This window comes from Streptosporangium canum, assembly GCF_900113865.1.
GTDB classification, from domain to species: domain Bacteria; phylum Actinomycetota; class Actinomycetes; order Streptosporangiales; family Streptosporangiaceae; genus Streptosporangium; species Streptosporangium canum.
This window is the reverse complement of record NZ_FOQY01000043.1, coordinates 1-12,372: the sequence shown is the minus strand read 5'-3', so window position 1 is coordinate 12,372 and position 12,372 is coordinate 1. Positions and strand designations below refer to the sequence as shown.

Annotated in this window: 14 protein-coding genes; 5 read left to right on the top strand and 9 right to left on the bottom strand. The window is 70.7% G+C overall.

Annotated features, from left to right (window positions below; genetic code table 11):
• The first annotated feature begins 75 nt into the window (after window positions 1–75).
• A complete protein-coding gene (locus BM085_RS37755; RefSeq protein WP_093891576.1) occupies window positions 76–441 on the top strand; it encodes an STAS domain-containing protein in 366 nt (121 codons plus the stop codon).
• A 15-nt stretch (window positions 442–456) separates the two neighbouring features.
• Here the strand turns inward: BM085_RS37755 and BM085_RS37750 are convergent, their stop codons facing one another.
• From BM085_RS37750 to BM085_RS37735, 5 genes are all read right to left on the bottom strand, one after another.
• Entirely contained in the window at window positions 457–1,410 is a 954-nt protein-coding gene (locus tag BM085_RS37750; RefSeq protein ID WP_093891575.1) for a sensor histidine kinase, read from the bottom strand.
• On the bottom strand, window positions 1,407–2,258 hold the full coding sequence (locus BM085_RS37745) for an MEDS domain-containing protein (protein WP_218158937.1): 852 nt from the start codon (window positions 2,256–2,258) through the stop codon (window positions 1,407–1,409). The genes BM085_RS37750 and BM085_RS37745 overlap by 4 nt, the downstream gene beginning before the upstream one ends.
• Before the next feature lie 277 nt (window positions 2,259–2,535).
• Window positions 2,536–2,889, bottom strand: coding sequence for a hypothetical protein (locus tag BM085_RS37740; protein ID WP_093891574.1), 354 nt, complete (start codon window positions 2,887–2,889; stop codon window positions 2,536–2,538).
• 36 nt (window positions 2,890–2,925) lie between these two features.
• Window positions 2,926–3,093 (bottom strand): hypothetical protein, encoded by a 168-nt coding sequence (locus tag BM085_RS44960; protein ID WP_177245473.1) that lies wholly within the window; start codon window positions 3,091–3,093, stop codon window positions 2,926–2,928.
• A gap of 52 nt (window positions 3,094–3,145) precedes the next feature.
• Window positions 3,146–6,709, bottom strand: a complete 3,564-nt coding sequence (locus tag BM085_RS37735) for a protein kinase domain-containing protein (protein ID WP_093891573.1) — start codon at window positions 6,707–6,709, stop codon at window positions 3,146–3,148.
• 154 nt (window positions 6,710–6,863) lie between these two features.
• On the opposite strand from BM085_RS37735, the gene BM085_RS37730 reads away from it, so the two are divergent.
• The 4 genes from BM085_RS37730 to BM085_RS37715 are packed head-to-tail and all read left to right on the top strand — an operon-like array spanning window position 6,864 to window position 9,939.
• Window positions 6,864–7,568 carry a hypothetical protein gene (locus BM085_RS37730; RefSeq protein ID WP_031169729.1) on the top strand — a complete coding sequence of 235 codons (705 nt, stop codon included), beginning with the start codon at window positions 6,864–6,866 and terminating at the stop codon, window positions 7,566–7,568.
• A gap of 51 nt (window positions 7,569–7,619) precedes the next feature.
• On the top strand, window positions 7,620–8,288 hold the full coding sequence (locus BM085_RS37725; protein ID WP_177245472.1) for a thymidylate synthase: 669 nt from the start codon (window positions 7,620–7,622) through the stop codon (window positions 8,286–8,288).
• Window positions 8,248–8,853 carry an HAD-IA family hydrolase gene (locus BM085_RS37720; protein ID WP_177245471.1) on the top strand — a complete coding sequence of 202 codons (606 nt, stop codon included), beginning with the start codon at window positions 8,248–8,250 and terminating at the stop codon, window positions 8,851–8,853. Before BM085_RS37725 ends, BM085_RS37720 begins: the two co-directional genes overlap by 41 nt.
• Before the next feature lie 54 nt (window positions 8,854–8,907).
• The gene (locus BM085_RS37715; protein WP_093891569.1) at window positions 8,908–9,939 is read left to right on the top strand and encodes a PLP-dependent cysteine synthase family protein; all 1,032 of its coding nucleotides are present in this window, start codon (window positions 8,908–8,910) and stop codon (window positions 9,937–9,939) included.
• A 30-nt stretch (window positions 9,940–9,969) separates the two neighbouring features.
• On the opposite strand, the gene BM085_RS37710 is transcribed toward BM085_RS37715, so the two are convergent.
• From BM085_RS37710 to BM085_RS37695, 4 genes are all read right to left on the bottom strand, one after another.
• Window positions 9,970–11,067: an IS630 family transposase gene (locus BM085_RS37710; protein WP_245789927.1), complete on the bottom strand. Its 1,098-nt coding sequence runs from the start codon at window positions 11,065–11,067 to the stop codon at window positions 9,970–9,972.
• A gap of 289 nt (window positions 11,068–11,356) precedes the next feature.
• Window positions 11,357–11,551, bottom strand: a complete 195-nt coding sequence (locus BM085_RS46520; RefSeq protein ID WP_245789926.1) for a hypothetical protein — start codon at window positions 11,549–11,551, stop codon at window positions 11,357–11,359.
• Window positions 11,548–11,754 (bottom strand): hypothetical protein, encoded by a 207-nt coding sequence (locus BM085_RS37700; RefSeq protein ID WP_218158936.1) that lies wholly within the window; start codon window positions 11,752–11,754, stop codon window positions 11,548–11,550. The genes BM085_RS46520 and BM085_RS37700 overlap by 4 nt, the downstream gene beginning before the upstream one ends.
• 93 nt (window positions 11,755–11,847) lie before the next feature.
• On the bottom strand, window positions 11,848–12,372 hold a 525-nt coding region (locus tag BM085_RS37695), incomplete at its 5' end, for an RNA-guided endonuclease InsQ/TnpB family protein (RefSeq protein WP_143121254.1).

Genomic DNA, 12,372 nt, shown 5'->3' with positions numbered 1-12,372 from the left:
GAGTCGCCGGATCCGCATACCTGGTAGGACAGAGGGAACGCCCGCCCTGTGAACTGCGGGTCTAAGGAGTTCCCGATGTCAACCGAAGATGTGGCCACGCTCCTCATCTTGTCCGGATCGCACGGCGGCGCCATCGTCGTCCGTGCGATCGGCGAGCTCGACTACGACTACGCGCCGACGTTCCGGCGAGAGCTCAGCCAGGCATGGACCAGCGACACCGGCGACTCACCGACGCTCGTCCTCGACCTCGCCGGACTCACCTTCTGCGACTCCACCGGGCTCGCCGAACTGCTGTGGATGCTGCGCCGGAGCCAGGAGAGCGGGACCCGCCTGATCCTGGCCGGGGTGAGCCGCACCCTGCGTCACATGCTGACCACCACCGGGGTCCTGCCCTATTTCACGCTCTCCACCTCCGTGGAGGAGGCCCTCCAGGGCGGGTGACCGGGTGGCCGGCGGTCAGACCGGAGCGATCACGATGTGCAGGCGGACGGTCGTGCCGGTCCCCTGAGCGGAGCGGATCTGCACCAGGTCGCACAGCTGGTGGACGAGCCACATGCCCCGGCCGCTCAACGGGCGGGGGCTCGGGAGCCTACGGCCGATCATGGGATCGGTCATCACCCCGTCGTCGTGGAACTCGCAGACGAGCGTGCCCCCCTGCACCCAGGTGCGGAGGGTTCCGTGGCCGCCGCCGTGGGCGATGCTGTTGCCGGCCACCTCGGTGACCGCGATCATGGTCTCCCTCAGCCGCTCCCCCTGCAGGCCATGCGGAACGGCACAGGCCGACACCTTTTCCCGGACGGCCGCGAGATCCCCCCTGCGGTAGGGGAACTCCTCGAACGGGTCGCACGCCGGCTCCAGGTCGTCCCAGACGAAGGGCTCCTGGACGTAGTCCGGATACTCCCGGTGAACGCCCTGCTCCAGGACGAACGGATGGCACTGGCTGATCGCCCGCATGGTCGTGGGGTCGACCGTGTCGGTGTCGTAGGGGCACAGCAGCCACCATGCCGGCGAGCCGGTGAAGGCGAGATTCAGCAGCCACTCGTGATAGCGCAGCTCCGCGATCTCCGCCGCGCCACGCCCCCTCCAGTCGGTCTCGCCGATGCCGCGCACCGGACGCCCCTCCTCCGCCCGCTCGCTGATCCACCGCTGCCAGGCCGGGATGAGCCGGGCGGGATTGCGGCCCAGCGTGGAGACGTCCATGAACACCACGCGAGGGTCGGAGCCGGCCGGCTCCGCGCGGATGATCTGTTCCCTGCTCTTGGGGACGGACACCAGGACGACCTCGTCGGCCGCCAGCGCGTCTTCGATGAAGGACAGGGTCCCGTCGAGGAACTGCCTCTCCCCCGAGTAGGAGTAAAGCTCGTGGCGGAGTCCTGCGGTCCTCTCCGCTCCGGTGACTTGAGTGGTCATGGCGTCAGCTCCACGGGTGCCTCGTAGGTGCTGTAGCCGAGCATCTCCCAGCAGGAGCGCACTGTCGGGTTCGCGCCCTCGACCGTGATGCTGCGGACCGGGGCCCGGGTGGCGGCTTCCACGAGCGCGCGCATTCCGGATGCGTCCATCAACTCCAGTTCGTCGAAACGGAGCCGTAGCGCCGGCGAGAGCGCCGCGGCGGCGGTCAGTGCGGCGCTGAACGCCGCGGCGCCGTCGGAGTCGACCACTCCGCACAGGCTCCAGCTGTCCGGCCCCGAGTTGAACATCCGAAACGACGGCCCCGCCCATTCACTGCCCAGTTCACGAGGGTGAACACATGCCACGTGGTCCAACGTGGCGGCGCCGAAACGGTCACGGCCGTAGGCGCACACCATGATGGCCGCGCTGTCCGCCACGAGCTCGTCAAGGCGCAGCTCGTGGTCGATCAGCGTGTCCACGCCCGCCCCCGGCGGCACGAGCTGGTCCATCACGGCGAGCACGCGAAGGGCGCGGTAGCCCTGGCGCCCCGCCCGGTCCGCCTCGCGCCGCACCAGGCCCAGTATCGAACTCATGTCGGGGGTGGGGCCCGCGCCACGGATCAGCCGCGGATCGACGACCACCGCCCCGCGGGGAGTGCCGGCGGCCGGAGAGGGCTCCAACGCCGAACCGAAGATGACCACCTTGTCGCCGAAGAGCTCGCCGTCTGCCAGGAACGTCGAGGTGGCGGCCGTGTATCCCTGGTCCGGATCAACGACCCAGCACACGTGCTCGCCGACATCCACCAGATCAAGCGTCTGCATGATCCCTGACTTGCGCACCGCGAACTCACCTCGCCCTCGCTGCGACACCGGTGCCAGCTTATTGCGTCCGTACGGCACCGCAGATCATGCGCCGGACAGCCGGGAGCAGAGGAACAGAGGGGAACAGAGGGATAGAGGGAACACGGGCCTCAAGGGACACGGGCCTCAAAGAGCACAGGTCGCAGAGGACACGGAGTCCGGAGGTCGGGGAGGCGGAGTCCGAAGGTCAGGGCGTCGGAAGTCGGGGAGGAAGGGGGTCAGGGGCATGGAGGTCAGAAGGGCGGATGGGCGGAGGGGCGGGAGTCCTGAGGTCAGGGGCTGGAGGTCAGGGGGATTCCAGCGGGATGACGTCCTCGTCGTAGGCGGCCAGAAGCGCGGCCGCGACCTCCGTCACATCCAGTTCCACGACGATCTCGTCACCCGAGGCGGTGCCGCGATCCGCCACGGCGAGGCCGATCAGCGCCAGGGACGCCGCACGGTCCCGGACACGGGCCTGTTCGACGGTCTCCTCTCCGACCTCTCCCTCCTCGTCGCGGTCCCACGCGGCGACCGCGGCCCGTGCCAGGTCCCCGGAGAGCCGGACGGTGAGACGTGCGACCTGGGGGTCGAGAAAGCGTCCGATCTCGGCGAGCACCGCCGAGTCCTGGCGATACCTGGTGTACTCCTGGCTTTCATCCACAGCAGGAGCCTACGCAGGGCACCGCCGTCCACAGCCTCAAACCCCATATGTGCGGTGGACCGTCCGGGTGGGAACCGCCTGCCTCTCCCCATCGCCACCGATCTCACCGCCACAGAACTCACCACCGCAGAACTCACCACCGCAGAACTCACCACCGCAGAACTCACCACCGCAGAACTCACCACCGCAGAACTCACCGATCATGGGTCTCATCCACCGCAGGTCTCACCGCCACGGATCTCACCGATCATGGGCCTCATCCACCGCAGGTCTCGCGATAGGTGATACCGGGGATGAGGCGCTCCCACTCGGCTGCCGACAGCCCGGAGCCCACCCGGGCGCAGACCGACTCCGCGACCAGGGAGGGTTCCACCGGCAGATGGCTGACCGAGCCGTCGCGTGCCACCGCGTTGAGGATCCGGCCGTCCGGGCTGAAAGCCAGATCGAGGGCGGTCACCGCGATCGGGAGGGCGCCGATCTCACGCTGGGTGGTCATGTCCCACAGGTGGACACCGTCTCCCGCCGTGACGAGCACCCGGCCGTCGGGAGAGAACCGCAAGGGCGGCTGGAGCCCCTTGACGCTCAGGACACCCAGGCGCGCACCGCGCTCGACGTCCCACAGAAGGACGCGCTGGTCGGCCAGCCCCAGGGCCAGGACGCGGCCGTCGGGGGTGAAGGCGGCGGACCGGACGTCCGGGCCGCTGACCCCGGTGGGCGTGCGGACCGTCCTTCCGCCGGGGAGCGCGACCAGTTCCGCCCCGACCGCGATCACCTCTCCCCCTGAGCCGTCCCCACCACCCACCGAACCCCCACCCGAGCCGCCGACGCGTTCACTCTCCGGAGCGCCGCCCGAGCCGCCGTACGGATCTCCCGCCGGCTCCCCGGTCCGGCCGTCGCCCGGATCCCCGCCCGGACGGAAGGCCAGGCTCTCGATGAATCCCCGGTGCACCGTCCCGGTGATCCTGCCCGCGCGCACGTCCCAGATCTGGATCTCCTTGCCGCCCGCACCGCCCACACCGGCCGCGAGCCTCCGGCCGTCCCCGCTGAAGGCGAGGGCCATGACCGGCCCGGCCCCGGTCTCCAGGGTGGTGAGGCTCCGGCGGGTGGCGACATCCCACAGGGTCACCGCCGAACCGTCCCTGCGGGGGATGGCGAGTGTCCTGCCGTCCGGGCTGAACACCCCTGCCGAACCCGCGTCGGCGGTCAGCGGACCGCCGATCGGGGCCAGCCGGGTGGGGTCCCAGAGGCGGGCCACGCCCAGGTCGGCGTAGGCGAGCACCCGGCCCCCGGGGGCGAACGCCGCGCTCTCCCAGCCGCTGCGCTCCCTGGGCACGTCCAGTGTGTCGGTGTGGGTGACGGTGCTGATGTCGACCGACACCACCGAGCCGTACTCGGTCGGGTACCGCAGCGTGCGGCTGTCGGCGGTGAAGCGCGCTCTGCCGAAGGTCGCCAGGGGGAACTGCGCGGATATGGTCCGGTCGGCCACCTTCCAGAGGTAGAGGGTGTCGTCCGCCTGCTCGGCGAGGAAGCGGCCGTCCGGGCTGAACCTGAGCGAGCCGCCGCCGGTGCTCGCGAAGTGCTCGCCGCGCTGCTTCCCGCCGGCGGGGTCGAGCAGCACGATCGAGGTGTCGCCGCCGACCGCGAGGGTCGCGCCGTCCGGGCTGAACGCGATCTGCGGCGCTCCCCGCTCCCCGCGGAGGCTGACGGGGCCGTCGATCCTCCGGCTGAACGTCCGTCTCCCCGCGGTCAGGTCCCAGACCTCGACCGTGCCCTGACGGCCGGCCACGGCGGCCCACCGGCCGTCCGGCGAGACGGTCCCCTCCAGTTCGGTCCCGGCCACCGAGACCAGCGGATCGCCCCCGGCCGGCGGGCGTATCACCAGCCGGTCGGGGCCGATGATCGAGATCAGCCGCCGCTCCGGCTCCAGCTCCGCCCTCGCCCCCTCGGGAAGCGCCGGGCCGACGGCCTTGCCCGTGGCGCTGTCCCAGAGCCGCTCGCCGACCTGGAGGATCGAGCCGTCGGAGCTCGCCGCGGTCACGGCGGCGCGGTCTCCCACTCCCCGCAACGACCGGACCGGCCGGTGCGTGGCCACGTCGTACATGACGACCTCGCCGCCGTACGCCCGCACGAGCGTCCGCGCGTCGGGCGTCAGGACGTAGGAGGCCCTGGAGGTGGCGTCGGGGTCGGTGAACATGTCGATCTTCGTCTGGGCCAGCGCGGCCTGCAGCGCGGAGCGCGCCTCCGGCACCTGGGCGATCCGCCAGGCGGCCACGCTGAGCCGCATGGCGGTCCCGGGGTCGGAGTCGCGCAGGTCGTCGGCGCGTGCGGCGGCGGCCCGGGCGGCCGACTCGTCGCGCTGCCGTCCCAGATCCTCGGCCTGCCCGGCGAGAGTCTGCCGCTGTCGCAGGGCGATCGCGGTCACGCCCAGCGAGAAGGCGAGCAGCACGGCCATCCCCGCGGTGACCAGCCGCCGCCTGCGCTGGCGCCGCCGTTCCGCGGCCGAGGCCGTGTCGAGGAACTGCCGTTCCCGGCGGTTCATCCCGAGGTAGCGCCGCTCGGTCGCGGCCCAGTGCAGCGCCTCCCGGAGCGACGCCCCCTGGTAGAGATCTCCGGGGAGGCGCCCGCGCTCCTCCCAGACCCGGGCCGCCTCGGCCAGCCGGCGATGCACCGGCAGCCCGTCGCGCTCGGCCGCCAGCCACTCACGCAGCCGGGGCCAGGCCCGCGACAGGGCCGCTCCGGCCGGAACGACGGTGGCGCCGTCCCTGACCAGCAGCCCGGCGGCGGCGAAACGGGCGATCACCGGCTCGTCCTCGGGCCGGTAGTCGACGCTCTGGATCGAGTCGTCACCGATCATGCGGAGCAGCACCCCGGGGGCGTCGGCCTGCGCCTCGGGCGACAGCCCGGCGAAGGCCTCCTCGGCGACCACGCCGAGCGCGGGCGCGCCGGATCCGGCCGGCAGGACCCCCCGGGCAGCCCGCGCCCCCGCCACGAGGTCCTCGGCCACCCCGTCCTCCGCCACCCCGCCGAGCAGGCCCGTCAGCAGCTCGTGCGCGGTCGGCCGGGCCGTCGCCTCCTTGGCCAGCGCGGCGGCCATCAGCGAGCGCAGCGGTTCGGTGACGTCACCGAGGTCGGGGTCGACGGTGAGCACCCGGTGCATCACGCCGCCCAGGGTCTCGGCCTGGAACGGGTCCTTGCCCGTGGCGGCGAACAGCAGCACCCCGCCCCAGGCGAACACATCGGCCGGCGGACCCGCCCGCTGCCCGACGAACACCTCGGGCGCCATGAACGTCGGCGTCCCCGCGACGATCCCCGTCGTGGTCGGCGGCATCTCCCTGGTCCTGGCCACGCCGAAATCGATCACCCGGGGTCCGTCCGGGCCGAGCAGCACGTTCTCCGGCTTGACGTCGCGGTGGACCACCGCCGCGCGGTGGATCGCGGTCAGCGCCGTGGCCAGCGCGATGGCGAGCCGGTGCAGGGCGTCCCCGGCGTACGGCCCGCCCTCGCGGACCGCCCTTCGCAGGTCGGGCCCGGCGACGAACTCGCTGACGATGTACGGCCTCGGCGCGTCGAAATCCACCGCGAGGATCCGGGCGGTGCAGAACGACGCCACCCGCCGCGCCGCCTCCGCCTCCTTCATGAACCGCGTCCGCAGTCTCGGGTCCGCAGCCACGTCCCCGTGCAGCACCTTGATCGCGGCTCGGCCGCCCTCGGCGTCGTATGCCTCGTAGACGATCCCCTGACCACCTGCCCCCAGCCGTCCGGCCAGCCGGTACGCGCCCAGCCGTACGGGATCACCCGGTGCGAGCGCCGTCAGTCCCATGGTGAGAAACCCCCGTCCCCGGCAACGTCACCCCTTAGATGCCGGATGGCTCAGAGAAGTTGTGAGAGATGTGGCGAATCACGCGCGCGCGACTGACATGTGGGTCAAAATCTTCTTACCGCGCAAGTCCGCCAGCCCCCGAGAGTGGGTCCCGATGCGGAAGATGTTGCCGCGCATGACCGCGGAGTCGCTGCCCGAGAGGCTCGACGACCTGCCCGTGGAACCCAAGGACTTCCTCCAGCTCGTGGCCGTGGACTTCAGCGGGACCTACCACGTCTACCTCGCCGCCAAGGACGAACGGCTCAAGATGACCAGGCTCTCCATGAGCCTGCTCGCCGCCCCGTTCGCCGCCGCCATCGCGCTGGCGAGCGCGAAGGTGATCAACCCCGGGGCGCTGACCTCCTGGGACGGCGTGCCGTGGTATCTGTTCGCGACGATCGCCGCGTTCGGACTGCTGAACATGTTGCCATTCCTGCGGCTGATCGAGGCGGTGAACGCGCACATGCGGACCGCGCGTGCGCTCAACAACTTCCGCCTGCTCTACGTGGTCCAGCTCAAGGACCACTTCTCGGCCCTCGGCTGGACCCCCAACCTGCCGGTGGACCCCCGCTATCCCGAGACCTACGCGCCGCTCGCCTGGCCGGGGATCAACGTGATGATGCTGGCCCTCGTCAACAGCTCCTACATCGCGGTCGGCGCGCTCGGCATGGTGGGGGCCGACCCCAACACGGCCCTGCTGCTGGTGGTCATCGGGCTGCTCGCACTGCTGCACTACGCCGTCTACTACGTCCGCGCCAACGTCTCCCGACAGCGCAGACTCCCACACAACCCCTTCCATTTCCCCAACGTGGAGACCTGAATGCCCGACCTCCTCAGATTCGCGTCTTGTGGGGAGACGTGGATCTGGCTGATGCGACACGTAAGGACCAACGGCAGGGCCGCCGAGGACGACCGGGGCCCGATCATCGAGGCCCAGGCGGTGCTGTTCGAGATCGCCGGGCTCAGCTGGGACGATCCGATCCTGGAGTCCTACGGCGACTCGGGGAAGATCCCCCTGTACGCCGGCAAGTTCAGCGAGTGCGCGGTCATCCCGCCCTTCAAGTACAGCTACGGCGGCCGGCTCCGCCGGCTCCTCGGCGTCGACCAGCTCCGCTGGGTCGTCGACGTGCTGCGCGCCAAGCCGTACACCAAGAGTGGCTGGATCTCCCTGACCGTCCCGGGCGAGTCTCCCGACGCGGTGCCCTGCCTGACCAGCCTGGCCTTCCGGCTGCGCGACGGACGGCTGGCGATGACCGCCGCCTTCCGGTCGCAGAACGTGTTCACCTCCTATCTGAACTACGTGCCGCTGCGTAGTATCCAGAAGGAGGTCGCCGACGACCTCGGGGTGGGCTGCGGGTCAATGAGGGTCTTCGTCGACGTTCCTCACATCTACGTCGCGGACGCGGCGGCGGTCGGGGAGATCCTCCGGCTGTCGGAGCGCGATGGGCTCGGCGAGGGAGCATCGGTACCAGGTCCTGCTGATCGACTTGGACGGGACCGTGGTCGACTATGCCCGGACCGAGCGAGGCGCGCTTCATGAGGTCCACCACCGCTTCTTCCGGATGGGCCGCGCCGAGTTCCTGACGCGGTTCCACGCCGCCAACGAGCCGCTCTGGGCCGCCTACCGCGAGCACCGGATCACCCTGGCCGAGCTGCGGCTGGAACGCTGGGCCAGGATGGGCGCCCTTCCCTCGGTCGCGGTCGCGTTCGAGGACGCCCTCGGCCGGAACGTGACCCTGTTCCCCGAGGCCAGGGCCGCCCTGCGGCACCTGTCCCGGAGGTTCAGGCTGGCCCTGGTGACCGACGGCATCGCCCATGTCCAGCGGGCCAAGCTCCGCCGTACGCGGATCGGCGGGTTCTTCGAGCACGTGGTGATCGCGCCCGAGGTCGGCCTGCGCAAGCCCGACGGGGAGCTGCTCCACCACACCCTGGACCTGCTGGAGGCCGAGTCCGGCGACGCGCTCATGGTCGGCGACTCCCCGGCGAGCGACGGCGGCTGCGCGCAGGCCGCCGGAGTGGACTTCTGCTGGGTGAACCGCACGCAGGCGCCGCCCGCCCCCGGCATCCCCGTCCACCGGACCGTCGCCTGCCTCCGCACCGTCTAGAGCCGCCCGTACCACCCGGAGCCGCCTGCCTCCGTACCCTCTAGATTCGTCCCCATGTGGTCAACAGAGGCGATCAGGCGACTGGACGGCGAGACGGCCCCGACCCCCCTGCTGAGACTCCCTCTGCCGGGCCTCCGGCTCAAGGACGAGTCCGCGCACCCGACCGGCACCCTGAAACACCGGCTCGCCCGGGCCCTGTTCCGGTACGGCGTCGCCTGCGGGCGCATCCGCGAGGACACCGCGGTGGTGGAGGCCACCGGAGGCGGCTCGGCCGTCGCCCAGGCCTACTTCGCCCGGCTGCTCGGGCTCCGGTTCATCGCGGTCATGCCCGGAGAGCCGTCCCCGGCCCGCGCGGCGGCGGTGGAGGAGCTCGGCGGCGAATGCCGGTTCGTGAACCCGCCGCTGGCGATCTACGACGAGGCCCGGCGGCTGGCGGCGGAGCTGAACGGCCACTTCATGGACCAGTTCGCCTGGGCGGAACGGGCGGTCGACTGGCAGTCCGGCGGGCTCGCCGAGGAGCTTTTCGACCAGGTGAGGCAGGCCGGCGGGGAGCCGGGTTGGGTCGTCGTGGGCGCGGGGACGGGCGCCACCGCCGCCGCGCTCGGCCGTCACATCCGCCTGCGCGGCCACGCCACCCGGCTGGCCGTCGCCGACCCGGAGAACTCCGCCTACTTCCCCGGCTGGGCCTACGACGTCGCCGACTACAGCACCGGCATGCCTTCCAGGATCGAGGGCATCGGCCGCCCTCGCCTGGAGGCCGGCTTCATCCCCTCGCTCTACGACCTGGTGATACCGGTCCCCGACGCGGCCAGCGTGGCCGCCGCCCGGCTGGTCCGCGAGATCACCGGGATTCCGGTCGGCGGGTCCACTGGGACGAACCTGTGGGCCGCGTGCGAGCTGGTCTCGCGCGGCTCCGAGGTCGTCACGCTGATCGCCGACGCCGGGCCGCGCTACCTGGGGACCGTGCACGACGACGGTTGGGCGGCGGGCAGAGGTCTGGATCCCCGGCCCTACACGGTTGCGCTGGAGCGCTTCCTCGCCGGCGGCCCCTGGGCCCCTCCCGGTGCCGCGGGCATGGATCGATGACGGCGTCCGCCGTGAACATCTAGTGGCCCGTCACGCAACCTTGGCCGGGTAACTGGTCCAGCTTCGGATGGGTGAGCTGGCGGCGAAGCTGGTCTTCGGTTGCGCGCGGGTGTTGCGCCAGCGGACGTAGCCACCGATCGCCGCGTTCTGCTCGTCATGAGTGCGATGATCGGTGCCGTTGAGGGCGTAGTAGCGCAGCGCGGCGAACTCGGACTCGATCCAGTTCAGCCACGAGCCGTAGGTGGGCAGGAACACCAGCTCGACGTCGTTGTCGGCAGCCCAGGCGCGGACCTGGGCATGCTTGTGCGGCGAGTAGTTGTCCATGATCACGTAGAGCTTCTCGCCGGGCCAGCGTTCGCGCAGGGTCTTGAGAAAGGATAAGAACTCGCGCCACCGCTTACGTTTGCGGATGCGGTAGTACAGCTTGCCGGTGGCCAGGTCGAGCGCGGCGATCATGTGCATGACGCCGTGATAGCGGTTGTAGGTGGCCCGCAGCCGGGCCGGACTTCCGGCCGGCCGCCACCGTTTGCCCTTGCGGGGCATCAGGTTCAGCGGACCGAATTCATCGATGCAGATCACCCGCCCGTCGGCGGGTGGGTGATCGTATAACTCCAGCACCCGCTGCATCTTGGTGATGAAGTGTGGGTCGTTGGAGGCCTTCCACGTTGTGGTGGTCTGCCAGCTCACTCCGCCCTTGCGCAGGATGCGCCGCAGGTGCTCGCGGCTGATCGCCGCCACCACACCCCGGGCGAGGAGATGTTCGGTCAGGGTGTGCAGACTCCAGGTGGAATGGCCGATGATGCCCCACTCGGCGGGGACCGTCCTGGCGATCAGGCAGATGTGCTCGCGCACCTGTTCACTGATCGCCGGTGGCCGGCCCCCGCTCCATTTTGGGTCCAGCGCGTCGAACCCCCGCTCGTTGAAGGCGTGGATGACATCGCGCACGTAGTCGTCGCCGACCTGCATCAATGAGGTGATGTCCGGGACGCTTTGACCCTGACCGGACATCATCACCACGATCGCCCGGCGCAGTTTGACCGGGTCCTTCGCGGTCCGGGTGATGCGCTGGATTTTCCGGCCCTCTTCCATCGACAAGGGCCGGACGAACACATCCGGTGGGCGAGCCACGACTACCTCCCAGGTTCCAGAGGCAGTCAGCTTTACGGGTTCACCGGCTGAGATCAATTACCGGGTCAACGTTCCGTGACGGGCCACTAGACCTTCACGGCACGCAGGCGGTTCTGGCCGATGGCCGTGATGTCCTCGACATCGGAGGTCAGGACGGTCACCGGTCCGGGAAGGCGGAGGGCGGTGGCGCACACCATGGCGTCGACGGCGTGTCTGTGACCATGGAGCCCGGCCGCGGCGAGCAACCGGGCCGCGTCGTGGGCGATCTCCCGGCTGACGGGTTCGACGCTCAGCCGGGAGAGAGAGTCCAGTCGTAGCGAGCCCGGTTGAGCCGGGGGTGGGACACCTCGACGAGAGTGGCGGCGCTGACGACGACGCGGACGTCCTCCTCCTCGGCCGCCACCAGCCATTCGGTCAGCTCGGGAACCTGGAGGATCGCCTTCGACAGGCCTTCGCGGTCCAGAACGAGTGATCCGGGCATCACACGGCCGGCGTGCGGCTGTCGCTCCGACCCTCGGGTCCGGTTCGCAGGAGAGCGCGTTTGCCCTCCACCCCCGCGCGATCCACGGGACCGTGCTGGGACTCGGCGGCGGCGACGATCTCCCGGAGGTTGTCCCGCTCCACCTGCCGGGCCAGCGCCTTGGAGACGTACGCGGAGAAGCTGGCACTGCCGATCCGCGCCTGCACGGTCGCGGCCAGCTCCTCGGGAATCGTGACGGTCAGCTTCTCGGCCGTAAACGACCGAGCTTGCAGCTCCTCGCCGTCGATGGGTTCGACGGTTCAGGCCGCGTCGTCGGCAGCGTGACTCACTGCCCAGCCCGCCACACCGCGCAAGGCGATGTTGCGGGCCGCGTTGACGTCGGCGTGCTCAGCGAAGCCGCACGACGTACAGCGGAAGGTCTTCTGGTCCGGCCGGTTCTTCTTGTCCACGTGCCCGCAGGCCGAGCAGCCTTGCGAGGTGTAGGCCGGGTCGACGTACACCACGGCGACCCCGGCACGACGGGCCTTGTAGACGACGAACCGGCCGAGTTGGTGGAAGCTCCACGAATGCAGCGTGACCCGCTGGGGCTTACGGAGCCGTACCCGGTCGCGGATGCCCTGGAGATCTTCCAGGGCGATCCCTTGCCCGGTGCGTGTCGCCTCGGTCACGATGCGTTTGGCGATGGTGTGGTTGGTGTCGGCGGCGAAGCGCGCTTCTTTGCGGCGGCGTTTCCTCAGCAGCCGCTTGGCGGACTTGGTCTGCTTGGCCTGCAGGCGGCGGCGCAGCTCGCGATGCCGGTGACGGACCGCGTTCAGCCCCTTGCC

What these genes read in the sequence shown, in the direction of transcription:
- BM085_RS37750 (WP_093891575.1), bottom strand. Translation starts at nt 1,410, where the DNA reads ATGACCACTCAAGTCACCGGAGCGGAGAGGACCGCAGGACTCCGCCAC.
- BM085_RS37715 (WP_093891569.1), top strand. Translation starts at nt 8,908, where the DNA reads ATGTGGTCAACAGAGGCGATCAGGCGACTGGACGGCGAGACGGCCCCG.
- BM085_RS37725 (WP_177245472.1), top strand. Translation starts at nt 7,620, where the DNA reads ATGCGACACGTAAGGACCAACGGCAGGGCCGCCGAGGACGACCGGGGC.
- BM085_RS37735 (WP_093891573.1), bottom strand. Translation starts at nt 6,709, where the DNA reads ATGGGACTGACGGCGCTCGCACCGGGTGATCCCGTACGGCTGGGCGCG.
- BM085_RS37730 (WP_031169729.1), top strand. Translation starts at nt 6,864, where the DNA reads ATGCGGAAGATGTTGCCGCGCATGACCGCGGAGTCGCTGCCCGAGAGG.
- BM085_RS44960 (WP_177245473.1), bottom strand. Translation starts at nt 3,093, where the DNA reads ATGATCGGTGAGTTCTGCGGTGGTGAGTTCTGCGGTGGTGAGTTCTGC.
- BM085_RS37755 (WP_093891576.1), top strand. Translation starts at nt 76, where the DNA reads ATGTCAACCGAAGATGTGGCCACGCTCCTCATCTTGTCCGGATCGCAC.